Annotated in this window: 18 protein-coding genes and 1 tRNA gene; 12 read left to right on the forward strand and 7 right to left on the reverse strand. The window is 67.6% G+C overall.

Annotated elements, in window-relative coordinates; genetic code table 11:
• Nucleotide 1: 1 nt before the first annotated feature.
• Both ABZW17_RS28325 and ABZW17_RS28330 read right to left on the reverse strand, forming a co-directional pair.
• Entirely contained in the window at nucleotides 2-1,999 is a 1,998-nt protein-coding gene (locus ABZW17_RS28325; protein ID WP_354820635.1) for a hypothetical protein, read from the reverse strand.
• Complete coding sequence (locus ABZW17_RS28330) at nucleotides 1,996-2,697, reverse strand: hypothetical protein (protein ID WP_354820638.1); 702 nt, start codon at nucleotides 2,695-2,697, stop codon at nucleotides 1,996-1,998. Before ABZW17_RS28330 ends, ABZW17_RS28325 begins: the two co-directional genes overlap by 4 nt.
• Nucleotides 2,698-3,388: 691 nt before the next feature.
• Here ABZW17_RS28330 and ABZW17_RS28335 point away from each other — a divergent pair.
• Together ABZW17_RS28335 and ABZW17_RS28340 are read left to right on the forward strand one after the other, a co-directional pair.
• Nucleotides 3,389-4,762, forward strand: a complete 1,374-nt coding sequence (locus tag ABZW17_RS28335; RefSeq protein WP_354820641.1) for a hypothetical protein — start codon at nucleotides 3,389-3,391, stop codon at nucleotides 4,760-4,762.
• Nucleotides 4,763-4,786: 24 nt separating this feature from the next.
• Nucleotides 4,787-5,740, forward strand: a complete 954-nt coding sequence (locus ABZW17_RS28340; RefSeq protein ID WP_354820644.1) for a hypothetical protein — start codon at nucleotides 4,787-4,789, stop codon at nucleotides 5,738-5,740.
• Nucleotides 5,741-5,823: 83 nt separating this feature from the next.
• Here the strand turns inward: ABZW17_RS28340 and ABZW17_RS28345 are convergent, their stop codons facing one another.
• The 3 genes from ABZW17_RS28345 to ABZW17_RS28355 all read right to left on the reverse strand — a co-directional run bounded on the left by ABZW17_RS28345 (nucleotide 5,824) and on the right by ABZW17_RS28355 (nucleotide 8,591).
• Nucleotides 5,824-7,020, reverse strand: coding sequence for a tyrosine-type recombinase/integrase (locus ABZW17_RS28345; RefSeq protein WP_354820647.1), 1,197 nt, complete (start codon nucleotides 7,018-7,020; stop codon nucleotides 5,824-5,826).
• A gap of 119 nt (nucleotides 7,021-7,139) precedes the next feature.
• A complete protein-coding gene (locus ABZW17_RS28350) occupies nucleotides 7,140-7,460 on the reverse strand; it encodes a helix-turn-helix domain-containing protein (protein ID WP_354820650.1) in 321 nt (106 codons plus the stop codon).
• A gap of 1,058 nt (nucleotides 7,461-8,518) precedes the next feature.
• Nucleotides 8,519-8,591, reverse strand: a tRNA-Ala gene (locus ABZW17_RS28355).
• A gap of 260 nt (nucleotides 8,592-8,851) precedes the next feature.
• On the opposite strand from ABZW17_RS28355, the gene ABZW17_RS28360 reads away from it, so the two are divergent.
• From ABZW17_RS28360 to ABZW17_RS28405, 10 genes are all read left to right on the forward strand, one after another.
• Complete coding sequence (locus tag ABZW17_RS28360) at nucleotides 8,852-11,023, forward strand: RICIN domain-containing protein (protein WP_354820653.1); 2,172 nt, start codon at nucleotides 8,852-8,854, stop codon at nucleotides 11,021-11,023.
• A gap of 132 nt (nucleotides 11,024-11,155) precedes the next feature.
• Nucleotides 11,156-11,710 (forward strand): DUF308 domain-containing protein, encoded by a 555-nt coding sequence (locus ABZW17_RS28365; RefSeq protein ID WP_354820656.1) that lies wholly within the window; start codon nucleotides 11,156-11,158, stop codon nucleotides 11,708-11,710.
• Nucleotides 11,711-11,723: 13 nt separating this feature from the next.
• Nucleotides 11,724-12,638: a ribonuclease Z gene (locus ABZW17_RS28370; protein ID WP_354820659.1), complete on the forward strand. Its 915-nt coding sequence runs from the start codon at nucleotides 11,724-11,726 to the stop codon at nucleotides 12,636-12,638.
• Nucleotides 12,639-12,660: 22 nt separating this feature from the next.
• Nucleotides 12,661-14,313 carry an FAD-dependent oxidoreductase gene (locus tag ABZW17_RS28375; protein WP_354820663.1) on the forward strand — a complete coding sequence of 551 codons (1,653 nt, stop codon included), beginning with the start codon at nucleotides 12,661-12,663 and terminating at the stop codon, nucleotides 14,311-14,313.
• Nucleotides 14,310-15,731 (forward strand): ATP-binding protein, encoded by a 1,422-nt coding sequence (locus ABZW17_RS28380; RefSeq protein ID WP_354820666.1) that lies wholly within the window; start codon nucleotides 14,310-14,312, stop codon nucleotides 15,729-15,731. The genes ABZW17_RS28375 and ABZW17_RS28380 overlap by 4 nt, the downstream gene beginning before the upstream one ends.
• The gene (locus ABZW17_RS28385) at nucleotides 15,731-17,224 is read left to right on the forward strand and encodes a carboxylesterase family protein (RefSeq protein WP_354820669.1); all 1,494 of its coding nucleotides are present in this window, start codon (nucleotides 15,731-15,733) and stop codon (nucleotides 17,222-17,224) included. The genes ABZW17_RS28380 and ABZW17_RS28385 overlap by 1 nt, the downstream gene beginning before the upstream one ends.
• An 81-nt stretch (nucleotides 17,225-17,305) precedes the next feature.
• Nucleotides 17,306-18,379 carry a hypothetical protein gene (locus ABZW17_RS28390; RefSeq protein WP_354820672.1) on the forward strand — a complete coding sequence of 358 codons (1,074 nt, stop codon included), beginning with the start codon at nucleotides 17,306-17,308 and terminating at the stop codon, nucleotides 18,377-18,379.
• Between the two features lies 1 nt (nucleotide 18,380).
• On the forward strand, nucleotides 18,381-19,508 hold the full coding sequence (locus ABZW17_RS28395) for a toxic anion resistance protein (protein ID WP_354820675.1): 1,128 nt from the start codon (nucleotides 18,381-18,383) through the stop codon (nucleotides 19,506-19,508).
• The gene (locus ABZW17_RS28400; protein WP_354820678.1) at nucleotides 19,505-21,106 is read left to right on the forward strand and encodes an extracellular solute-binding protein; all 1,602 of its coding nucleotides are present in this window, start codon (nucleotides 19,505-19,507) and stop codon (nucleotides 21,104-21,106) included. The genes ABZW17_RS28395 and ABZW17_RS28400 overlap by 4 nt, the downstream gene beginning before the upstream one ends.
• Nucleotides 21,103-21,669, forward strand: coding sequence for a hypothetical protein (locus ABZW17_RS28405; protein ID WP_354820681.1), 567 nt, complete (start codon nucleotides 21,103-21,105; stop codon nucleotides 21,667-21,669). The genes ABZW17_RS28400 and ABZW17_RS28405 overlap by 4 nt, the downstream gene beginning before the upstream one ends.
• A 70-nt stretch (nucleotides 21,670-21,739) precedes the next feature.
• On the opposite strand, the gene ABZW17_RS28410 is transcribed toward ABZW17_RS28405, so the two are convergent.
• Both ABZW17_RS28410 and ABZW17_RS28415 read right to left on the reverse strand, forming a co-directional pair.
• The gene (locus tag ABZW17_RS28410; protein ID WP_354820684.1) at nucleotides 21,740-22,570 is read right to left on the reverse strand and encodes a hypothetical protein; all 831 of its coding nucleotides are present in this window, start codon (nucleotides 22,568-22,570) and stop codon (nucleotides 21,740-21,742) included.
• Nucleotides 22,571-22,627: 57 nt separating this feature from the next.
• Complete coding sequence (locus tag ABZW17_RS28415; protein ID WP_003083120.1) at nucleotides 22,628-22,882, reverse strand: hypothetical protein; 255 nt, start codon at nucleotides 22,880-22,882, stop codon at nucleotides 22,628-22,630.
• Nucleotides 22,883-23,579: the final 697 nt, after the last annotated feature.

Here is a 23,579-nt window from a genome sequence, read left to right on the forward strand (position 1 = left end):
CTCAGAACAGGTGCGCTCCCTCGGCGGTGATGACGTGGTCTTTCGGTAGCAGTCCTTCGACGAACTCCGGATGGGCGGTCGTGAACACGACCTGTAAGGTCGGCAGCTCCTGCGTGATCTTCTGCAGCTCCGCAATCAAGGTGCGTGCGGCGGTCTTGGTGAGCTCTTCGGCCGCGATGGAGTCGATAATCAGCAGGCCGGGGTGAGAGGTCACGCCTCGTGCTTTGCCGATCCGCAAAAGGGCGATGACTGTTGCGATGCGCATGCGTAGCCGGTCGCCGCGGGAGAGGTCCTTGTACGCGTGCGGCTCCCCGTCCTTCACCGCGTTGACATGGGCTCCGCGATCGAGTTTGACCGAGTCCAGGTTTTGGACGCCAAACCGCTCGCAGAGTGCGACGATCTCGGCGTCCATCTCCGGCAGCAATGTCTTGGATGCCTTATCCACGACCTTCAGCAGCTGCTTACGTGTCGCGGCTAACACCGAGGTGACGGACGTGCCGGCTTCGGGCTGTGAGCCCTCGGACGATGCGGTCGCGCTCAAGCGGCCGCGGAGTTCAGCGGCGTTGATCTCTAGCGTCTGCAGCCGGGCTGCCGGGTGCTCGCCGGTCATTGCATCATCGAGGGCCCGACGAGCCGCTTCGTGCTCATCACGACGTAGCTCGACTGCCGTCCTCTGTTGCTGGTACTGGCTGGTCATTTCATTCTCAGCGGCCGTGGTGCTGGAGATGACCTGGTCGAGCTCGGTCAGGAACGCTTCCGCGAGCTCGGGCTCGACTTCGGGCAACGGACGTGTGCACACGGCGCAATCGGCGTTGGACCGCTCCTTCGAGCGGCGGTCCGCGGTCAGCGGCTCCTCGCACCGCGGGCAGCAGGTCGGATCCAGCCGGCCCAGGACCCGGCGCGCCTGCCACGTCTCGGTCGCGTCGAGCTTGGCTTGCTCGGCGCGCAAGCGTGCGTCGCGCGCCTCGTGAAATGCGGTTTCGGTCCGCTCGAAGGTGTCCCTCGCCTCGCGCAGGGCGCTGGCAGCGCGGTCCAGATCCTGTAACAGGCCAGATACCCTCGGCGCATTGCTGGTGCGGAGGTCCGCGATATCCAGTTCGACCTGGTTCAACTCCTCCTGCCAGATGGCGCGCTCCGAGGCGCGTGCCGTCGCGTCGCCCTCGGCTCGCCGTTTCTGCTGCTTCGTTGTCCGTGCCTCTCGTTTCTCCGCCACTGCTACCTCAGCCAGCGTCGAGCTGTAGGGCAGGTCGACAAACAGCTCCATGAGCTTGCCTGGGAGGCCGGGCGCGTTCACGTCGCCGAGCAGCAGCTGATCGCCGCCGTGGTTGAGGTAGCAGGCACCAAAGTATGAGGCCCAGCCGTGGATCGAAGGGGCTCCGTCGCCGTCGGCGCCGCCGCTGCTCGACCACAGCTGAGTGCGGTTCATTCGCAGTGTGTCGAGCATGAACTGGCCGATCACCTGCTCGATCTCTCCCAGCCCAACCGCCTCGGCAAGCAGACGCAGTTCTTCGTCGGTCGAGTTGGCCAGCTCGTCCTCGCTGTCTGCTGTGCGGATGGTGGCGTGAGCGCGCCGTTCCCAGCCGTCGCTGGCGTCGATCGAGATCCGTACAGGCCGGCCGGCCACGACGGCGTCGAGGCGTAGGTGCCGCACCCATGAGCGGACATGTTTGGGCAGGTCACGCGCGGCGCCCCGTAAAGGCAGCACGAAGAACTCCAGCAAGCTTGTCTTGCCCGCGCTGTTCTCCGGGTGCACGATCGCCCACACGCCGCTATCGAGCTGTCGGTCCACGGTGAACGCCTCGCCAGACTTCTTCTCGCCGACAACGACCAGGTGCACCAGCCGTAAGCGCCGGTCCGACACAACCGGGGTGTGTATGCCGATGTTGACCGTGGCCAAGGCAGTCTCCACGACATCGCGGGAGACTTTGAGATCTTCGGCGACCTTTGTCAGAAGGTCCGCTGCGCTGACCGTGAGGTTGTCGTAAGTCGGGGTACTCATGAGAGGTCATCTCCAGCACTGCGGGACGGTGTGCTCGGTGTGCGGGGGCGCTCACGAAGCTGGGTCAAACGTGCCCGCGCCTGCTCAGTGATCGGCGGGATGTGGGAGTTCCAAGGTGTGTCGGCGTAGTCCCGGACCAAATACTGGCGGCGCTTAAGTTGCTCGCCGCCCAAACCATCTGACAATTGGACTACCAGTTGCGTGCGCTCGCCGTACCACCCCAGGGAAGGGGCCTCGTCCAACATAGTGTCGGCCACCTCCTGGCCCCGAGCAGTGAACCAGTAGCGGTGCTCTGCCACCCTCTCCCGGTTGACGAGTTGCGACTTGCGAACGAGCCCTTTCTCGACCAGCGGCGCCAGGACATCGTCCAAGGGTTCGAATGCTCCGAACCGGTGCCGCAGCATTGGAAGCCGTCGCAGGTCAGGTTCTTCCGAGTCAAGGATTTGGGCCACCAGAACAAGCAGGTACGGCTCGTCGAGCGCCTTCTCGTACTCGTTCATCAGCTCATTGGCCAAGTAGTCGGGGTACCGCACCCAAAAGTCCAGTTTCTGTAGCCGCAGCTGGCCTCGCACGACCCCGATGGCCCCGGCCGGTACCTCGCCGTCCTCATCGGAGGGAGCCGAACCGGCAGCAGTGATGAGCAGCAGTAGCCTCACCGCGCTTTGCCATCGCGAAGCCTTCCGTACGCCGTCTGCCATCTATCCCCCTGAACTCTTCGACCTCACAGGTCGGAGTCGGCGGTCGGAGGTCCGGGCACCACGTCGTTCGAACTACGCACGCGACACCAAGGACCTGTCTTAAAGCACCGTTCAAGAGATCGGCCGAGGGCGTCACAACGTTTCAAAGGGGCGACAACGTGTTGAACCTGGTGCTGAGGCTGCCGGTGCGCATGCTCGTAGCTCTGCTGGTCGCGCTTGCTGCCAGCAGAACGAGCCGGCTAGCAAATTCGACTTGGTTCAGGTCGTACGATCCGCGGCCGAATCTGTCGATCGATCGATCGGTGAATCTCGCAGCGCTCAGTAGAGTTAGGCCTGCGAGTGCGGCGTGGTCAGCTGACCTGGCCCAATGCGGTCTTCGTGGCGTTCATCGGCCCATCTCCGACCGAGTGACGCGATAAGGGCAGTTCGTCCGCATCGTCAAGCATGACGAACCTGGCTCGGCCGCTCGGCCTTGACTCCCCGGTTCGAGCCAGTACCCGGACTGGGTCCACGTTGGCCGAATGGCGGATCAAGCTGCGCCAGTGTCGCTGGCACCGTCCGCGTCCTTCGGGGCTGGCGTTCCCAGCATCTCCCATCGCGATCTGGTGGCTTTCGCCGTCTCCAACGTCGTGTCCAGCGATGGGGAAGTTCGTCAACGTAGAGTAGCCGCGCCGGATGAAAGTAGGTGTTGATGAAACGTGTTCTCGACGACGAGCTGCGGAGCGGTGCCGCTACCGCGGAGCTACATCTCCGACCTCTGCGGTTCGTTCACTCGCTCCCCGAAAGGAACTACAAGTCAGCGATTGACACCATCAGTTGGATGTGTCAAGCCTGGGGCGGCGTCGCAGATCTCCTTGTGCCGACCGACGAGAACGGCCCGTCTGAATTCTACAAGAACCTGGTATGCATGTCAGACGTTGACAACGTAGTCGACTCGGGTATGCACGAAGCGTTCCCCCATCTATCGACCCGTCCAAGTGGGTCTGTCTCAGCCCTTGCGGTCGCTGCGGCCAAGGAGAGGGGGAAATATCGGATGCTCGAGGTGTGCACCGTCGCCGAAGACGATCCCTGGCATCTCGGCTACCTCGGCAGTCTTGGCCATCTTCCGGAGGTGCCGGACGCCGAAATTCTTGCAAGCCAGGGGCTTCGTCCGGGACTCAAGTTCCAAGAATATCTTCCGATCAACTACGTCACGGATTCAGAGCCCTCTGCTGAAAGATTGGCTCAGCGACTCGCCAACAGGGATACGTTCACTCCGACTGGGTTCTCACTTCTCGGTCTTACCCCACATCGACCGAAGGTGGTCCACTCGGCCTTGGACGGCTGGCGTGCCGAACGCGGTGTATTCGCTCGGCAGACCGGTCCTTACGTGCTCGTTGTCTACCGTCCGCGCCAGGTCGCTGACCTGGCCCTACTGTGGAATCTTCGTGCCATGCACGGGTGGTTGCGGAGTCTACCTCTGGGAGTGCCGCTGCTAGATGGTCGAGAAGACGCGATAAACCAGGCAGTGAAGGATATCCGGATGCTTGTCTCCAGAGGGGGAACGGGGATTACGGGGTGGCCAATTTCCCTCGTCAGCTCGACAGTTGACCGTGAATCGTTGGAAGCGATCCGGCAAGGTCTTGCGACTAGTGGACAGATCGCTGACGTCGTCGAAATAGGGGACGTGCTCGTTCCCATGACGCCTCCCAGTCGCTCCAGTCGCGCGGCGATCATCTTCGAAAACGGCGTGGCGCAGGTTGGAACACGAACAGACGAAGATCGAACTCTACTCGAGCCGATGTCCCGACTTCGTCCGCGTCCGCAGCTCTATCTGACTGTCACGCTCAACGACTCGAAGATTCCGGCTTCTCCTACCCTGAACCGGCATGAATGGTACAGCGACCGGTGCACGGGGGGTGGCTGCACCATCGACGCGGGCAACGACGAAATTAAAAAGGTGCGATGGCCGGCGAGTTGGACGATCCTCGAAGCGGTTGCGCGTGATCGTGGCCTGACGGTGTCGCCGTCTGCGTCAGGGCGCTCCGCGCTTGCACTTCTTGAGTCGATCGGAGACCTTGGCTAAGTATGGCGCATCGCGCACAGGCCGTTGCTGGACCTTCTGTACAAGAAGTCGGCGGCGACAGGTATGAGCTGGTGGAAGAAGCGCGCGACAGAGCAGGCGAAGGTCGTCGCGGCAGCTCAAAGCAATCCTGAAGAGGCGTTGGCAGAGCTGAAGTGTTTGATTGAGAATGTGTCCGTTTCTCATGGAGGGGAATCAGCGGCCACGCTCGTCTTTGGTGAACTGTCGCGAGCGATCGGCAACAAAAAAGCCGCGAAGGTGTGGCTGCGGTGGGCTGAGGAAAAATCACTTCTCTTGCGTGGGACTTCCATAAAATGCCAGCGGTGTCAGCGTGAGGCGTGGCGACCTGTCTCCGAACTCGGCACCTCAATTATCTGCGATGGCTGCGCTCGGCCACTCAGTCACCCGTTTGAGCCGACGTCTTTGCCGTTCTCCTATCGGCTCGGCGAGTCGCTGAGAAGGGCGATCGAAATGGACTCCATCTACCACCTTTTAGTCATGAGAGCGATCCGTGTGATTCTTGAGTCCGGTGTCGAAAAGGTTGTTGGGTTGCACCCCGGGGTTGATTTTCGAAATGAAGACGGTGAGCAATTGGAAGCCGATGTGCTCGTCGCGATGGAAGGCGGCGACCTCCTTGCCTGTGAGGTCAAGCATCGGTCGACCGGCCTGAAGGCGACTGACATTGAGCATAGTGACCGGCTCGCCCGCTGGCTTGGAAATCCAACAGTTCTGTTTGCTTGTGGTGACACGGACCAGGAGCTTGCTCCTATTTTCACTTCGGCTGCTACGGTCGGAGGGGACGTTTGGCGACGGCTACTCACTGCTGACGACTGGCTCGCGCCGAACCCGAACTTGAATCTAAATGGTCGATACCCTGGACCGGATGTCTGCCAGCCCGGCGCCGACGTTCCGCCGCGATCCAAACTTGCCGGTGATCACGAAGCTAAGTTTGCCGATTTGCTCCTCACCGAAAGTTTATAGAACGGTGAAAATGTCATGCTGGATCAGGTGAGGGACTAGAGGGCACTGAAGTTGGGCTGGCTCGACTCGGAGCTTCGCTTGAACTACCCCCAGGTGCGCCATAGTGCGTCTCCGGGCTTTGTTTCGGAGTCGGCGACTGCTTTGTCCCATCGTGTCTGCAGGCTGTCGAGGAGGCGTTGTTCGACTGCGGCGGCGACGTGGGAGTAGGTCTCTTGGACTTTGTCTTGGAGGACGTGGCCGAGGCGGAGGGCTTGGGCGATTTCGGGGATGCCGTCGTCGATCATCCAGGTTTTGTGGCTGTGGCGGAGGCCGTGGAAGGTGAGACCTGGCTTGGCCGGCTGGAGGCGGATGGCCGGGTTGGCGATGTGGAGGTTGCCGTCGGCGGCGGGGCGGAAGGCTCGGCGGGAGAAGTTGCTGCGTCGGTGCCATTCGAGGTTGGGGGTGACGAAGACCTGGCGGTGGTTGTGGGTGGTCAGGTGCCAGCGGAGGAGGCGGACGAGGAACGGGGGCAGGCTGATGGTGCGTTCGGACTCGTCGGTTTTGAGGTGGCCGAGGTAGAGCGGGCCGCTGCAGGGTTCGTGGAGGGCGCCGACGTCGGGGTCGAGGTAGATGGAGCCGGTGTCGTCGTCGTAGAGGTGGACGTTGGCGCGGTCGAGGCCGGTGAGTTCGCCCCAGCGGGCTCCGGTCCAGCCGCCGGTGACGATGAGGACGGCGCCGCATGCCCCGTATTTGAGGGCGGCTTGGTCGGCGACGTGGAGGACTTCGGCGGGTTCGCCCCAGATCTTGCGTGGCGTGCGCTGGGCGCGGCGGCGGCGCCCGCGGCGGCGGGCAACGAGGGGGTTCGCGGCGATCAGCTTCTCCGGGACGGCGTCGGTGAGCAGGAGGGAGAAGCATTTGATGATGCTGTCAACCGTGGTCTTGGCCAGGCCGGAGGCGCGGAGCTTCTTTTCCCAGGTGCGGATGCTGAGGTTGGTGAGTTCGGCGAAGGCGGTGTTGCCCCAGCGGGGGAGGATGTGGACTTTGAGGAAGCTGCGGTAGTTCTCTTCGGTGCGTTGGTCGATGTCGAGGGAGTCGAGCCAGGCGGGTGCGAATTCGGCGATGGTGGTGCGGCCGTCTCCGGGGTCGATCCAGGTTCCGGCGCGTTGTTCGTGGAGCATCGTGCTGATGTGGTCGTCGGCTGCGTCGGGGGTGGGGAAGCCGGAGATGGCGCCTTTGGTGCCGTCGGTGCGGCGGTAGCGGACTCGCCAGGTGTCGTCGCCGGCGGGTTCGGTCCAGGGCACGGTGAACTCCTGCGCTGTGGTGAGGGGGTCGCGTGGTGGTGCGTGTCTAGAACCGCTCCATAGGCGACAGAGAGGAAGCTGGTCCGGCGAAGAACCTCGTCGTGGTACCGGATCGGGTGTCAGCGACGGGTGTGGCGTCGGCGTCCTGGGCGGCCGGTCTGGTTGCGATTGCGCGGGGCCCGGTGGCCGGCAGCGACGATGGCGCGCAGGTCGTCTTCGGAGAAGCGCAGGTGTTTGCCGATGAAGGTGCAGGGGATGAGGCGCTGCCCGGCTTTGTGCCGAAGCCACGACTCGCCGACCGTCAGCCGCTCGGCCGCGGCTGCCGGCGTGTAGAGCAGCCGGCCCTCTTCGTCGGTGGAGGAGTCGGCGGGCTGGGAGTGGCTCGGTGGCGCGGGCGGCAGGGAGTCGGGGCGGCGGAGGACATCATCATCGGTCTGCATGGCGGCCTCGAAATGAGCGAAGGACACTGTCGCCGCTAACTCCGCTTAACGGCAACTTGGGAGACAACATGCAGTTGATCTTTACCGGATAGGCTTGCAAGCATGTAGGCAACGGTCGAAGCGCTTGCAGTACGCCAAGTCCAGGCGAATGAGTGCATGCCTGTGGGCTTGATCCTCCAAGGGAAGATCAAGCCCACAGGAGAAGCTCTATTGATCGTTGTTGGGCTGGTTGGGCAATTGATCTTGCTGGCGGTTTCGCTTCACCTCCTCTCGGGAGGCTGGGCGCCCACGTCGCACAAACTCACGCAGTTCGCGCAACACGGGTGTGAACTCGCGCAATGACCTTGGGTCGTTGGTCTGCTCGACCAACCACCTGCAGTACCTCAAGATCAACGCTACAACAAGGATTCCTCCAACGGTCGGGATAGCAATCCCGACCACAACAAGTAGCGCGCTCACTGAACGCTTCTCGGTTTCCCAGCGCCTACGAACCGGTGTGAGGGTCAGGATCGGGGTCCTGGCGCCGGCTATCTCAGGCCGGCAGACGAGTCCGACGCACGGCGCGTCTTCGTCGTCCCCTCGTCCCTGTCCGGAAATGCTTTCGCTCGGGGTATGGGGCCGGGGATCCGTTGGACAGGGCTAGGCGCTACGGATTCCCGGTCTTGCCTCGGTCGGTCGGGGCCAACCATGTCTGAGCATACGGTGTTGGCCGTCACAGTTGTTCGTCGGCCGCTGGCTGCGCAGTTGGCCTATGAAGGCGGGTACGTCGCGTTAACGATCGAGCCTGCATCGTGACGCTACGTCGATGAAGGGCCTCGCGAGGCGGAAGCGTATAGGTCGACGGCGCTGGACGAAGTAGCTCTGATGCTCACCTGTCCGGGGGAAGCTGCTGGGGCACTTTTCGTGACCCCATTTCGCCGCCCTCGGGCCGGTGCCCCAGTTTTGCCCCAGCTACCGACCGGTAGCTGAACTTCTTCTTGACGTAACTCAAGATCCGGCGCAACGAAAAAACCGCCCTACCTGGACCTTCAGATCCGGCGGGCGGTGTTTCGTCACTGTGGAGCTAAGGGGACTCGAACCCCTGACCCCCTCACTGCCAGTGAGGTGCGCTACCAGCTGCGCCATAGCCCCGAGGCGAAGGTGAACTCCGCATCTCGTATGCCCATACAGTACACCCCGCCCAGACGGCCTCCACGCGGGGGTACCCACAACCCCCAAACCCCTCTGACCTGCACATTCACACCTTATTTTTAGTCCTGTATTGACTCCTCACCGTGACCGCCGTTACATTTTGCGCGGTTGTGACGCCGAGGTCCCCGCCCGTTACGCCGCGTCTCCACACTCCGGGCACACCTCTCGATGACGCCGCTTCTGCGGCGGAGGAGGCTTCGATGACGAGACGGCGGTTGCTGACGCTGCTTGCGGCAGCGTCTGTCCTGGCCGGGAGCACCATGGCGACCCCTGCGCACGCCGCGGTTGCCCCCGATGGGTGGTACACCGTGGCTGCCGCGAACAGCGGTAAGTGCGTTGATGCCCGGGGTGCCGGCAGTACCGATGGGACCGTTCTGCAGCAGTACTCCTGCAACCAGACCACCTCGCAGCAGTGGCAGTTCCAGTCCACCGGGGACGGCTACTTCCGGGTCAACGCCCGCGCCAACCCGGCCGCCGCCTGGGATGTCAAGGATGTCTCCGGCTCCGATGGTGGTCTGCTGCAGCTCTGGACCTACGGTGGCGGGGCCAACCAGCAGTGGCAGGCCGTCGACGAAGGCAACGGCCGGTACCACTTCGTCAGCCGGAACAGCAACAAATGCCTTGACGTCCCCGGTGCCTCGACCGCCGACTCGGTGCAGCTGCAGCAGTACACCTGCAACGGGACCGCCGCCCAGTCCTTCATGCTGAGCCCCGTGAACACGAGCCAGCCCGACTTCGGCCCGAACGTCGTCGTCTTCGATCCCTCGATGTCGAGCTCGAGCATCCAAAGCCGGCTCAACAGCATCTTCGGCCAGCAGGAACGCAACCAGTTCGGCAGCCAGCGGTACGCCGTCATGTTCAAGCCCGGCACCTACGCCAACGACGTCAACGTCGGCTTCTACACCCAGGTCCTCGGCCTCGGCCTGAGCCCCGACGCCGTGAACATCAACGGTGCCGTGCACGTCGAGGCCGACTGGTTTCCGCCGCAGAACGCCACGCAGAACTTCTGGCGGGGCGCCGAGAACCTGTCCGTGACGCCGACCGGGGGCGCCGACCGCTGGGCCGTCAGCCAGGCCGCGCCCTACCGCCGCATGCACGTCCGCGGTGACCTGCAGCTCGACGACGGCGGGTGGGCCAGCGGCGGCTGGATCTCCGACACGAAGATCGACGGCCAGGTCCGGTCCGGCTCGCAGCAGCAGTGGATCTCGCGCAACTCGCAGTTCGGCAGCTGGAACGGCTCGAACTGGAACATGGTCTTCGCCGGCGTCCAGGGCGCCCCGGCGAACACCTTCCCCAGCCCGCCGTACACCACCGTGGCGCAGACGCCGGTCGTGCGCGAGAAGCCGTTCCTCTACATCGACAACGCCGGCAACTACCAGGTGTTCGTGCCCGCGGCCAAGACCAACGCCTCCGGTACGACCTGGGCCAACGGCGCCGCGCCCGGCACGTCGATCCCGATCGGCCAGTTCTACATCGCCAAGCCCGGCGCCACCGCCGCGGACCTGAACGCCGCGCTCGCCGCCGGCAAGAACCTGCTGGTCACACCCGGTGTCTACCACCTCAACCAGACCCTGCGCGTCACCCGGCCGGACACCGTCGTGCTCGGCCTCGGCATCGCCACGCTCGTCCCCGACAACGGCATCACCGCGATGAGCGTCGACGACGTCGACGGCGTGAAGGTCGCCGGCCTGCTGATCGACGCCGGCACCACCAGCTCGAACACGCTCATGCAGGTCGGCCCGGCCGGTTCGACCGCGAACCACGCCGCCGACCCGACCTCGCTGCACGACGTGTTCTTCCGGATCGGCGGCGCCGCCGTCGGCAAGGCCACGACCAGCCTGGTCGTCAACAGCAGCAACGTGATCGGCGACCACATGTGGATCTGGCGCGCCGACCACGCCGACCGCAACGAGTACGTCGGCTGGGGCACCAACACCGCCGACACCGGGCTCGTCGTCAACGGCAACGACGTCACGATGTACGGCCTGTTCGTCGAGCACTACCAGAAGACGCAGGTCGTCTGGAACGGCAACGGCGGCCGGACCTACTTTTTCCAGAACGAGATGCCCTACGACGTGCCGGACCAGGCGAGCTGGATGAACGGCTCGACGCCGGGCTTCTCCGCCTACAAGGTGGGTCCGAACGTCACCAGTCACGAAGCGTGGGGGCTGGGCAGCTACTGCTACTTCAGCACCAACCCGTCCGTGGCCAGCGCGCACGCGTACGAGGCGCCGAACACGCCGGGTGTCCGGTTCCACGACATGGTGACCGTGTCGCTCAACTACCAGGGCACGATCACGCACGTGATCAACAACACCGGCCCGGCGACACCGTCCGGGACCAAGGCCGTCAACCTGGTGAGTTACCCCTGAGTCACCGGCGTGCGCCGTGGTGGCGGCCGCGGCGCACGCCGGTCCTTTGTGGATACACCCGAACGGGGTGTTCCGGGAGCCGGACAGGGTAATCGTCGCGATACTGGGAGTCCCTAGACCCGGGAGCGGCAGATGACCTCTTTCGCAGCCTTCACCGTCGTCGAACCCCGCCAAGCCTGGCCGATCGCGGCCGTCCGCGGCGTCTTCGCCGTGCTCTTCGGGCTCTTCGCGCTGATCTGGCCCGGCGCCACCGTCCTCGTCCTGGCGATCCTGTACGGCGTGTACGCGATCGTCGACGGCATCGGCGGCCTGATGCAGGCGTTCCGCCCGGGTGACACCGGGCACCGGGTGGCCTACGGCGTCCTGGGCGCGCTCGGCATCGTCGCCGGGATCCTGGTCCTGGTCTGGCCCGGCCTCACCGTCCTGCTGCTGGCCCTGCTGGTCGGCTTCTGGGCGATCATCACCGGCGTCGCCGAGATCGCCGCGGCGATCCGGCTGCGCAAGCAGATCCGGGGCGAGGCGTTCCTCATCGCGGCCGGCGCGATCTCCGTGCTCGCCGGGGTGCTCATCGTGATCAACCCGATCGCCGGCGCGTACGGTGTCGCGCTGATCGCCGGGATCTACGCCCTCCTCTACGGGATCGTGCTCCTGGTCCTGGCGTTCCGGCTCCGAAAACTCGCCGGCTGAGTACCGTGCGGGGGTGTCGACCCGCGAACTGGTGGTGCTGGGCACCGCGTCCCAGGTGCCCACGCGCCACCGCAACCAGAACGGCTACCTCCTCCGCTGGGACGGCGAGGGCATCCTCTTCGACCCCGGCGAAGGCACCCAGCGCCAGATGCTGAGGGCCGGCGTCGCCGCCACGGACATCACGCGGATCTGCGTCACGCACTTCCACGGCGACCACAGCCTCGGCCTGCCCGGCGTGATCCAGCGGCTCTCGCTGGACAAGGTCACCCACCCGGTGCACGCCCACTTCCCGGCGTCCGGCGCGCGCTACTTCGAGCGGATGCGGCACGCGACGGCCTTCTACGAGCAGGCTGACCTGCGGGAACACCCGATCGCCGAGGACGGCCCGATCGCCACCGGCAAGCTCACCCTCGAGGCGCGGCGGCTGAGTCACCCGGTCGAGGCGTTCGGCTACCGGCTGACCGAGCCCGACGGCCGCACGATGCTCCCGGAGAAACTGCGGGAACGCGGCATCGCGGGCCCGGACGTCGGCCGGCTCCAGCGCGAGGGCAGCCTCGGCGACGTAAGACTCGAGGACGTCAGCACGCCGCGGCCCGGCCAGCGGTTCGCGTTCGTGATGGACACCCGCCTGTGCGACGCGGTGTACGCCCTCAGCGAAAACGCCGACATGCTCGTGATCGAGTCGACGTTCCTCGCCGAGGACACGTCCCTGGCGAAGGACTTCGGCCACCTGACCGCGCGGCAGGCGGCCCGCGTCGCCGCCGAGTGCGGCGTCCGGCAGCTGGTGCTGACCCATTTCTCGCAGCGCTACCCCGATCCGGACCGGTTCGAAGCGGAAGCGCGGGCCGAGTTCGACGGCGAGATCGTGGTGGCCGAGGACCTGGAGCGGGTCCAGGTGCCGAAACGGCGTTCCTCCCCAACGGCCTGAGAAGCGCCGTAGGCTGCATCTCGTGAGCCAGCCGATCCTGATGACCGTCGACGACGATCCCGCCGTGTCCCGCTCGGTCGCCCGCGACCTGCGGCGGCGCTACGGGAAGGACTACCGCGTCATCCGCGCCGACTCCGGTCCGGACGCCCTCGACGCGCTGCGCGAGATCAAGCTGCGCGGTGACGCCGTCGCGGCGATCCTCGCCGACTACCGGATGCCGCAGATGGACGGGATCGCCTTCCTCGAGAAGGCGATGGACCTGTTCCCGCACGCCCGCCGCGCCCTGCTGACCGCCTACGCCGACACCGACGCCGCGATCCAGGCGATCAACGTCGTCGACGTCGACCACTACCTGCTCAAGCCGTGGGACCCGCCGGAGGAGAAGCTCTACCCGGTGATCGACGCCCTGGTCGAGACGTGGAAGGCGGTCGGCGACAGGCCGGTCGAAGAGGTCAAGCTGATCGGCCACCGCTACAACTCGCCCTCGTTCCACCTGCGGGACTTCCTCGCGCGCAACGCCGTGCCGTACCGCTGGTACTCGGTCGAGGACGACGAAGCCTGCCGGATCCTGCAGGCCGCGGAAGCCACCGAAAAGGACATCCCGGTCGTCGTCACCCCGGACGGCACCGTGCTGAAGAACCCCACCGGCAGCGAAATCGCCGACGCCGTCGGGTTGTCGACGCGCCCGGCGCAGGAGTTCTACGACCTCGTCGTCATCGGCGGCGGCCCGGCCGGCCTCGGCGCGGCGGTGTACGGCGCTTCCGAGGGCCTGCGCACGGTGCTCGTCGAGAAGAAGGCCACCGGCGGCCAGGCCGGCACGAGTTCGCGCATCGAGAACTACCTCGGCTTCCCCGACGGCGTCTCGGGCGCGCAGCTGACCGACCGGGCGCGGCGCCAGGCGCAGAAGTTCGGCGCCGAGGTGCTGACCGCGCGGGACGTCGTCGGCCTGGAGGCCCGCGGCTCGTCGCGGGTGATCACCTTCGGCGACGGCAGCGAGATCGCCGCCCACTCGGTGATCCTGGCCAGCGGGGTCAACTACCGCGCGCTGGACGCCGAGGGCATCGAAGAGCTCACCGGCCGTGGCGTCTACTACGGCTCGGCGGCGACCGAGGCGCCCGAGTGCAAGGGCGAGCACGTCTACATCGTCGGCGGCGCCAACTCCGCCGGCCAGGCCGCGGTGTTCTTCTCCCGGCACGCCAGCGACGTCACGATCCTGGTCCGCGGCGAGTCGCTGGAGTCGTCGATGTCGCACTACCTGATCGAGCAGATCGCGGGCATCGAGAACATCCACGTCCGCACGCACACCACGGTCAAGCAGGCCCACGGCGACGAGCACCTCGAGCGGCTCACGCTGTGCGAGAACGGCGTCACCGAGACGGTCGAAAGCGGGCACCTGTTCATCTTCATCGGCGCCGCCCCGCGCACCGACTGGCTCGGCGAGGACATCCACCGCGACGACCACGGCTTCGTCCGCACCGGCCCCGACCTGCTGACCGCCGGGCAGCGGCCGGCGGGCTGGCCGCTCGACCGTGATCCGCACTACCTCGAGTCGTCGATCCCCGGCGTGTTCGTGGCCGGTGACGTGCGGTCGCAGTCGGTCAAGCGGGTGGCGTCCGCGGTCGGCGAGGGCGCGATGGCCGTGACGCTGGTACACCGGTACCTGGAGGAACAATGAGCGCACTGCCGCGGGAAGAGCTTCGCGGGCTCTTCCTGTTCGAACACCTTTCCGAAGAGCAGCTCGACTGGATCGCCGCCAACGCGGTGCTCGAGGAGTACCCGGCCGACGCCACCGTCATCAGCGAGGGCAGCGAGGCGACCTGCTTCTACGTCCTGCTGAACGGCGCGATCCGGATGACGCGGCTGGTCAGCGGCACCGAGGTGGAGACCAACCGGTCCGACCAGCGCGGCGCCTACTTCGGCGCGACGCAGTTCTTCGTGCACCAGGAGACCGAGCACACCTACAACGCCACCGTGCGCGCGCTGTCCGACGTCACGTTCCTGGCCCTGCCGTCCAAGGAGTTCTCCTTCGAGTTCCGCAAGTGGTTCCCGATGGCGACGCACCTGCTGGAGGGCATGTACCTGGGCTGGCGCAACAGCGACACGGTGATCGGCTCACGACGTCGTCTGCTGGCGCTCGGCGAGCTGTCGGCCGGCCTGACGCACGAGCTGAACAACCCGGCCGCGGCCGCCGTGCGGGCGACGGCCGCGCTGCGCGAACGCGTCGCCGGGATGCGGCACAAGCTCGCCTTCCTGGCCAAGAAGGACATCGACCCGGAGCTGCTCTACCAGCTCATCGACGTCCAGGAACGCCTGGTCAAGCAGGTCGCGCAGGCCGAGAAGCTGACCGCGATGCAGCAGGCCGACCGCGAGGACGAGATCGGCGACTGGTTCGACGAGCGCGAGATCGACGGCGGCTGGGACCTCGCCGACATCTACGTCCGCGCCGGGCTGACCACGGCCGACCTGGACCACGTGCTGGAGCAGGTCGGCGACACGTTCATCGACGGCGCCGTCCGCTGGCTCGCCTACGCGCTCGAAACCGAGATGCTGATGGGCGAGATCGAGGACTCGACCACCCGCATCTCCGCGCTGGTCGGCAAGGCCAAGCAGTACTCGCAGATGGACCGGGCGCCGCACCAGTGGGTCGACGTCCACGACGGCCTCGACTCCACGCTGGTGATGCTGTCCGGCAAGATCGGCGGCGGGATCCGGGTCGTCAAGGAGTACGACCGCAGCCTGCCGAAGATCCCGGCGTACCCGGCCGAGCTGAACCAGGTCTGGACGAACATCATCGACAACGCCCTCGGCGCGATGAAGGGCGAAGGCACGCTGACCCTGCGCACCTGGCGCGTCGACGACCAGGTCCGCGTCGAAGTCGGCGACACCGGCCCGGGCATCCCGGCGGACATCAAGCCGCGGATCTTCGAGCCGTTCTTCACGACCAAGCCGGTCGGCGAGGGCACCGGGCTGGGCCTGGACATCTCGTGGAAGATCGTCGTCGAACGCCACCAGGGTGACCTGCGCGTCGAATCCGAACCGGGGAACACCCGGTTCGAGGTCTGCCTGCCGACGGTCGAGCAGGCCTCGCTCTGATGGCTTCCGTCCCGACGGTCACGACCGAACTCGGGGCGCTGGTCGGGCTGGCGGGCGACGGGGTCCGCGTGTGGCGCGGGATCCCGTACGCCCGGCCGCCGGTCGGCGAGCTGCGGTGGAAGGCGCCGCAGCCGCCGTCGCCGTCCGGCGGCGTGCACGTGACGACGGAGTACGGGCCGCACGCGATGCAGTCGCCGGATCCGATGAACCCGTCCGCGGTGTGCGACGAGGACTGCCTGTACCTCAACGTCTGCACGCCCGAGGGACCCGCGCCCGAGGGCGGGTGGCCGGTGCTGTTCTGGCTGCACGGCGGCGGGTACCGCGTCGGCCACGGCGAGCAGCTGGGCGACGGCGAGGAGTTCGCGCGCGCCGGGATCGTCGTGGTCACCGTCAACTACCGGCTCGGCTCACTCGGCTTCCTGCACCTCGGCGGCATCTTCGGGGAGTCCGAAGCGGACGCCGGGGTGTGCGGGTTCCTCGACCAGGTCGAGGCGTTGAAGTGGGTGCGCCGCACCATCTCCGCGTTCGGCGGCGACCCGGCGCGGATCACCGTCTACGGCGTTTCGGCGGGGGCGAAGAGCGTCGGCAACCTCCTGGGCAGCCCGCTGGGCCAGGGGTTGTTCGCGCAGGCGATCAGCAGCTCCGGCGGCGCGGACCACGTCGCGACGCCGGAAGCGGGGACGGCGCTGGCGCGGCGGCTGCTGGACGAGGTCGGCTGCCACGACGTGGCCGCGTTGCGCTCGCTGCCCGCCAAGGAGTTCATCGAGGCGCAGGAACGCATCCTGACCGGCTTCCAGGCGCTGTGGCTGTGGCGCCCGACGCTGCACCCGCGGGTCCTGCCCGAGGTCCCGATCGAGCCGATCCGCCGGGGCAGCGCGGCCGGGATCCCGCTGCTGATCGGCTGCAACAGCAACGAAGGCAGCACGTACGCGCTGATGCTCGGCGACGACATCGCGACGGCTCCGGCGTCCGGTGTGCTTTCGAGCATCCTCGGCGACGAAGGCGCTTCGCAGCTTCTTGAGACGTACCTTCGCCGTGTCCCCGACCTCAAGGCCGCGAAGATCGCCGCGATGGGCGACGAACGGTACGGCATCCCGACGCAGCGGCTCGCCGACGCGCAGTCCGCGCACGCCCCGGTGTACCGCTACCGGATCGACATCGCCGCGCCCGGTGTGCCCGAGCAGCTCGACGGCGGCCACGGCACCGAAACCACGATGGCGTGGAAGGTGCCGCTGCCGTTGTCCGCGCAAGGGACCGCGGTGAACCCGAAGCGCGAGCGGGCGGCGTTGCTCATCCACCGCGCCTGGCTGCGGTTCGTCCGGGACGGCGTCGCGGACGCGGACGGCCCCGAATGGCCGCCGTACGGGCCGGAACTGCGGCCGGTGCTGGTTTTCCGGGAAGACACCGATCTGGTGCTCGATCCACGCGCCGACGAGCGGACAGCCTGGGGCGACGCGGAATGGGCGTCCGGGACCTGGTTCCCGGTGACCTGAGACCGTTCCTTCACCCGCCGTTCACTTCGAACCGGCCCGCTCCCGCGTCAAATGGGCGAAGGCGGCTGAGGGGAGTGACTCGTGAAACGCCGGGTGTCGATCGGGCTGGCCGTGGTGCTGGTGCTGGCCGTCGTGGGAGTGATCATCTGGGGCCGCGGCGACGGCACCGCGTCCGACGTCGCGACCGTGCGCGGGGTGATCGGTTCGGAGAAGCAGGCCTTCTTCGCCGACCAGCGCGTGGTCGACGTCTTCGCCCGCCACGGCCTGAAGGTCGAGGTCGACACGGCCGGGTCGCGCCAGATCGCGACCACCGTCGACCTCGGGAAGTACGCGTTCGCGTTCCCGTCGTCGTCGCCCGCGGCGCAGAAGATCCAGCGCGACCGCAAGGTGACCACGGTGTACACGCCGTTCCAGTCGCCGATGGCCGTCGCCTCCTTCGAGCCGGTCGTTGCGCTGCTTCGCGCCAACGGCGTCGTGCACAAGGGCGCCGGCGACTACGACGTCCTCGACATCGCGAAGTACCTCGACCTGGCGAAGGCCGGCACGCGCTGGGACCAGCTGCCCGGCAACACCGCCTACCCGGCCCGCAAGAACGTCCTGGTCACGACGACCGACCCGCGCGAGTCGAACTCCGCGGCGATGTACCTGTCGATCGTTTCCTTCGTGGCCAACGGGAACACCGTCGTCAGCACGCCCGACCAGGAGGCGAAGGTGCTGCCGTCGGTGGCGAAGCTGTTCCTGGACCAGGGGTACACGCAGAACAGCACCGAAGGGCCGTTCGAGGACTACCTGTCCGCGGGCATGGGCAAGACGCCGCTGGCGCTGATCTACGAGTCGCAGTTCGTCGACCGGGTGGTCCGCGGCGACGGCTCGATCCGGCCGGACATGCGGATGCTCTACACCGCGCCGACGGTGTACTCGAAGCACACGCTGGTGCCGTTGACTTCCGACGGCGACAAGGTCGGTCAGCTCCTCGCCACCGACCCCGAGCTGGGCCGGCTCGCCGCGACCTTCGGCTTCCGCACGAACGACCCGAAGCTGTTCGCCGAGGTCGCCGCGCCGGCCCACGTGCCGGCCGACCTGGTGGACGCCGTCGAGCCACCGTCGTTCGAAACCCTGGAACGGCTGCTCGACGCCGTCGGCAAGCAGTACTGACATGGACTTCGCCCTCACCCCGCCCGAGCCGGTCTCCGCGATCCCGGCCGAGCGCGCCGCCGGGCTGATCACGCTCAGTTCCGGTACCCGGACGGAAATCACCGTGCGCGCTTCGGAATTCGCGTCCCGGCTCGAAGCCCTCGACGTCCGGTCACCGGAGTTCACCGACCTGCTCGACGAGCTGCTGACCGTCGGCGAGGCCGACATGCGCGCGGCGGCCGGCGTCGCCGGAACGATGCTCGACCGGTCGTTGCGCAGCTCGGTGTCCCCGCAGGACGGCGTCACGACGAGCCTCGCGAGCCTGCGGCGGACCGTCGCCGAACTGGACCCGGCGAAGCTGCCGCTGACCGGCCGGAAGCTGCTGGGGATGTTCCCGGCCGCGGCCGGCGCGAAGCGGGCGCTGGACCGCTACCGGGCGGCGAACGAGCCGGTCAACGCGCTGGTCGTCGACCTGCGCGGCCGTCAGGACGTGCTGCGCCGCGACAACGCCTCGATCAAGGGCGAGCGCGAACGGCTGTGGAAGGTGATGGGGAAGCTCGCCGAAGCGGCCGCCCTCGCCGAGGCCGTCGACGGCGCGATCGAGGCGCAGGCCGGTGTCTTCGACCTGACGGATCCCGCGCGTGCCAACGCGTTGCGTGCCGACGTGCTCTACCCGATCCGGCAGCGGCACCAGGACCTGCTGACCCAGCTGGCCGTCAGCGCACAGGGCTACCTCGCGCTGGACCTGGTGCGCAAGAACAACGACGAGCTGATCCGCGGCGTCGAACGGGCGGTGTCGACGACGGTGTCCGCGCTGCGGGTCGCGTTGCTGGTCAGCGGCGCGCTGGCGAGCCAGCGGGACGTCCTCGACGAGGTCGCGGCGCTGCAGGCCACCACGGACGGGTTGATCCGCGCCAACACCGAGCTGCTGGACCTGCAGTCCGCCGAGATCCGCAAGGCGAGCAGCGACCCGGCCGTCGCGACCGAGACGATCCGCGCGTCCTTCGACCGGATCTACGCCTCGATCGACGCGATCGACGGGTTCCGCGCCGACGCCGTCCGCACGATGGCGGCGACCGTCGAATCGCTGTCCGGGGAGATCCGCCGCGCCGAGGACCACCTGCGGCGTTCGCACGAGGGGGAAGCATGAGGAAAGTCCTGGCCCTCATCCTGGGGGCGGTGGTGCTGGCGGGGTGCTCCGATCCGTCGTCCGCGCCGCCGGACGCGCCCGAACCGGGGACGCTGCGGATCCTCGCGGGCAGCGAGCTGGCGGACATGCAGCCGGTGCTCGACGAAGCCGCGCAGGCCACCGGCGTCAAGGTCAAGTTCACCTTCACCGGCACCCTGGAAGGCGCCGAAGCGCTGGCGAACGGCAGTGCCGACGGCAAGTACGACGCCGTGTGGTTCTCGTCGAACCGCTACCCCGCCGGGATTCCCGAAGCGGCGAAGCGGCTCGGGAACCAGGCCAAGATCATGAGCTCGCCGGTGGTGCTGGGGCTGGCCATGCCGGTCGTGCAGCGGCTCGGCTGGGCGGGAAAGCCGGTCAGCTGGGGCGAAATCGCCGCGCAGGCCGGGAAGAAGGCGTTCAGCTACGGGATGACGGACCCGTCGGCGTCGAACTCGGGGTTCTCGGCGCTGGTCGGGGTCGCCTCGGCGCTGGCGGGCGCGGGCAACGCGATCGACGCCCAGCAGATCGCTTCGGTGACTCCGCAGCTGACGCAGTTCTTCAGCGCCCAAGCACTTTCGGCGGGCTCCTCGGGCTGGCTGTCGGACGCCTACGTCCGGCGCGCGACCGGTCCCGACCCGGTCGACGGGCTGATCAACTACGAGTCCGTGCTGCTGTCGGCGAACGCGTCCGGGAAGCTGCCCGCGCCGCTCACGCTGATCTACCCGAGCGACGGGGTCGTCACCGCCGACTACCCGCTCACCCTGCTGGCTTCCGCCGGTGCCGACGCGCGGTCGGCCCATCAGCGGCTCGCGGACCACCTGCGGACGCCGGCGGTGCAGCAGCGGATCATGGAGACCACCGGGCGGCGTCCGGTCGTGCCCGGGGTCGCGCTGGGGCCGCAGTTCGCGCAGCGGGACCTGGTCGAGCTGCCGTTCCCGGCGACGCAGCAGGCGGTCGACGCGCTGCTGGCGGCGTACTTCGACAAGCTTCGGCGGCCTTCGCGGACGCTGTACGTGCTCGACACGTCCGGGTCGATGGCGGGTGCGCGGATCGATTCGCTGCGGTCCGCTCTGGTGGGCCTCACGGGCGCGGACACCTCGCTGACCGGCCGGTTCCGGCGGTTCAGGAGCCGTGAGGAGGTGACGATGCTGCCGTTCAGCACCGCGCCGGGCGCGCCGCGGACGTTTACGGTGCCATCGGAAAACCCGGCGGCCGAGCTGGCGCACATCAAGACGTTCGCCGAGGGGCTCACGGCGAAGGGCGGAACGGCGATCTATGACAGCCTTTCGCGGGCGTACCAGGTGCTCGAGCCGCTGGTGGCCGCGGATCCGGACCGGTTCACCTCCATCGTGCTGATGACCGACGGCGAGAACGCGAACGGTTCTTCCTTGACGGACTTCCTGACGTCGTCCGGGTCGCTGCCACCCTCGGTGAAACAGGTTCCGGTGTTCACGGTCCTGTTCGGCGAGGGCAGCAGCGACGAGCTGACCCAGGTCGCGACGCAGACCGGCGGGAAGGTGTTCGACGCGCGCAACGTCGAGCTTTCGCGGGTGTTCCAGGAGATTCGCGGGTACCAGTGATGCTGCGTTATCTGGGGTCGACCAAGAACCTCGCCGGCTGCGTCGGCGGGCTGATCGGCGTCGGGCTGTACCTGACCGGGGTGGTCGGGTGGTTCTGGCCGTTCGTCGTGGCTGCGCTCTACGCGGCGGGGGCGCTGCTCGCGCCGGGGGAGAAGGTGCGGCTGGTTCCTGATACGTCGGCTGAGCTGCGGCAGTCTCTGGACGCGCTCGAGGCGACGGTTTCCGCGCAGGCGTCCCGGCTACCGTCGTCCTCAGTGGACAGTGTGCGCCGGATCGTTCTGGTCCTTCGCGACCTGCTGTCGCGGCCTTCGCGGCTCGCGGCGGATCCTGATCTGCAGCACGCCGTCGTGCGGCTGGCGGGGACCGATTTGCCGCTGTCGCTGGAAAGCTACCTCAATCTGCCGTGGTGGTTCGCGGCTCGGCGTGCTTCTGCGGGCTCGGAACTGGTGGCGCAGCTGGGTTTGCTCGAAGCGGAGGCGCACCGGGTGGCCGAGCGGTTCTACGCGACGGAGGTCGACCGGCAGGCCGACCACACGCGGTACCTACGGGATCGGGACGCCTGAGTTCCACTCCTGTGAGTGATGATGTTCGAACGCGCGTTCGAGTAGCGTGGCCCTCATCGGAGAGGGGAAATCATGAACGCGTACCGAGGTTCGGCAAGGTCAGGGTCATCGCGGCGGTGGTCAGCCAGCTCAGCAGGTCCGGCAGGGGAATGCGGGAGAGTCGCTCCGGCCATTCCTCCGCCACTGTGTGCAGCACGAGTTCGTCGTGCCGCGGCTCCACTTTCGTCAGTTTCAGGCCGGGTGGGAGTTCCGGCAGCGGAAGCACGATGGGCCGGAAACGGCGGGGTGGGCGCAGCCGGCGCTGTCCGATGTGGAGGGTCTGCGGCACGAGTACCACGGCGTCCTCCGCCACCTGGGGGCGCAGCGTCAGGTGGCCCCAGTCCGGCCGCTTGGCCCAGCGGATCTGCAGCAGCCCGTTGTCGGCCGGGGTGGCGACGATCCCGGGGCGGGCTTTCGCCACCCGGTCGCGGAGCACGTCCGCGGACACGGCGATCCCGAGCTGCACCCGCGCGGGCTTGGCGGCCGGCGTGGGCAGCGAGCGGAGGCGGACGTCTTCGGCGAGCACGGTGACGCGGCGCAGCGGGATGCTTCCGGGTGCTTCGCCGTCTGCGCCTTCGGTGTCGGGCCAGTCGACGTCCTCGGCGACGATCCGGACGTCGCCGATGCGCCCGGTGGCCAGCCGGAGGCTGTCGGCGGGGTAGTCGAGTTCGGCGAGGGTGAGGCCGACTTCGCGGTCCCCCACCTTCGCGGTCAGCCTGCGGCCGACGAGCTGCTCGGTGACGGTGCGCACGAGGGCGGCCGGCGTGACCGGGACGTTCGGGAGCAGGGAACGCCCGGCCGCGGCCAAGCCGGCCAGCTCGGGCCAGGGAGACCAGCCGTCGAACCACCTGCCGTCGCTCATCCGTCCAGTGTCACCCAAGGCGACGAACGGCGGCGACGGCGGGTGGTTCGCCTCCGGTCACCGTCCGGCGAAGCGGGCGATGATGCCGGTCACGACCAGCCAGAACACCGCGGCCAGGCCGTAGTCGAGGATCACGGCCAGGCTGGGGCTGTCCACGGGGAACAGGCCGGGCCAGAACAACGCGAGAGGAACCGCCAGCGACTTGATGAACTGGAAGAAGGCATTGCCGGCATTCGCGCCGGCGAGCACCATGATCATGTAGAGAACTTCGATCCCCGCGAAGATCGCGCCGATCGCCGTGATGACCCGCACGGCCGTGTTCCGTCTGGTGGTGGTTCGCCAAGGAGACATGCCGCGAAAATTCCCGGATCGGGTGACCGATCAAACGCTCCAACCCCAAGATTGCGCCGTTCGGCCGCTCCCGTTGCTCTCCGCCGCCCCCTCGCAACGGCGGGTGAGCAGCCGGACGCGCGGTGAACGGCCTTGGCTGGCTCCCCGGTCCGGCAGCCGGCTCGCAGTGATGGCGCAGGTCCCGGGCGATTCGACCTTCGGCCCGGGGCGCGGTTCGGCCGGCGTGCGAGCTTTCGGTTAGCGGGCCGAGTGCGGTTCGCGCGGCGGGCCGGGGCCCGGCAGGATCGCCGGGCCGGGCCGGATGCGGCAGGGGCGGTTGCCCCGGCGTGCACTTCGGCCAGCGGGCGGGCTTCAGCTGGCGAGCCCGGGTTCGGTTCGGTCGGTAGCCGGAGCGCGGCAGGGTCGGCGCCCCGACCCACTCCGCACCGACCCGCGCCGCCTCGCGCTGCCCCGGCCCGGCCCGGCCCGGACAGGGCCGGACAGGGCCGGGCCGCGGCAGCCGGGGAGCAGGTCACGACACGGGTCCCGGGCGGTTCGGCCGGCGTGCGAGCTTCGGCGGCGGGCCGAGTGCGTGCCGTGGCGCGGCAAGGTCGCCGGCCGGGCAGGGCCGGGTGCGGCAGGGGCGGCGACCCCGGCGTGCGGTTCGGCCAGCGGTCGG

It is taken from the genome of Amycolatopsis sp. NPDC004625, assembly GCF_040609695.1.
In the GTDB taxonomy this organism is placed as follows: domain Bacteria; phylum Actinomycetota; class Actinomycetes; order Mycobacteriales; family Pseudonocardiaceae; genus Amycolatopsis.

Excerpts from the sequence above, each read along its gene's own strand:
- ABZW17_RS28360 (WP_354820653.1), top strand. The coding sequence starts at position 8,852 with ATGACGAGACGGCGGTTGCTGACGCTGCTTGCGGCAGCGTCTGTCCTG.
- ABZW17_RS28330 (WP_354820638.1), bottom strand. The coding sequence starts at position 2,697 with ATGGCAGACGGCGTACGGAAGGCTTCGCGATGGCAAAGCGCGGTGAGG.
- ABZW17_RS28395 (WP_354820675.1), top strand. The coding sequence starts at position 18,381 with ATGGACTTCGCCCTCACCCCGCCCGAGCCGGTCTCCGCGATCCCGGCC.
- ABZW17_RS28410 (WP_354820684.1), bottom strand. The coding sequence starts at position 22,570 with ATGAGCGACGGCAGGTGGTTCGACGGCTGGTCTCCCTGGCCCGAGCTG.
- ABZW17_RS28385 (WP_354820669.1), top strand. The coding sequence starts at position 15,731 with ATGGCTTCCGTCCCGACGGTCACGACCGAACTCGGGGCGCTGGTCGGG.
- ABZW17_RS28350 (WP_354820650.1), bottom strand. The coding sequence starts at position 7,460 with ATGCAGACCGATGATGATGTCCTCCGCCGCCCCGACTCCCTGCCGCCC.
- ABZW17_RS28335 (WP_354820641.1), top strand. The coding sequence starts at position 3,389 with ATGAAACGTGTTCTCGACGACGAGCTGCGGAGCGGTGCCGCTACCGCG.
- ABZW17_RS28365 (WP_354820656.1), top strand. The coding sequence starts at position 11,156 with ATGACCTCTTTCGCAGCCTTCACCGTCGTCGAACCCCGCCAAGCCTGG.
- ABZW17_RS28325 (WP_354820635.1), bottom strand. The coding sequence starts at position 1,999 with ATGAGTACCCCGACTTACGACAACCTCACGGTCAGCGCAGCGGACCTT.
- ABZW17_RS28380 (WP_354820666.1), top strand. The coding sequence starts at position 14,310 with ATGAGCGCACTGCCGCGGGAAGAGCTTCGCGGGCTCTTCCTGTTCGAA.
- ABZW17_RS28400 (WP_354820678.1), top strand. The coding sequence starts at position 19,505 with ATGAGGAAAGTCCTGGCCCTCATCCTGGGGGCGGTGGTGCTGGCGGGG.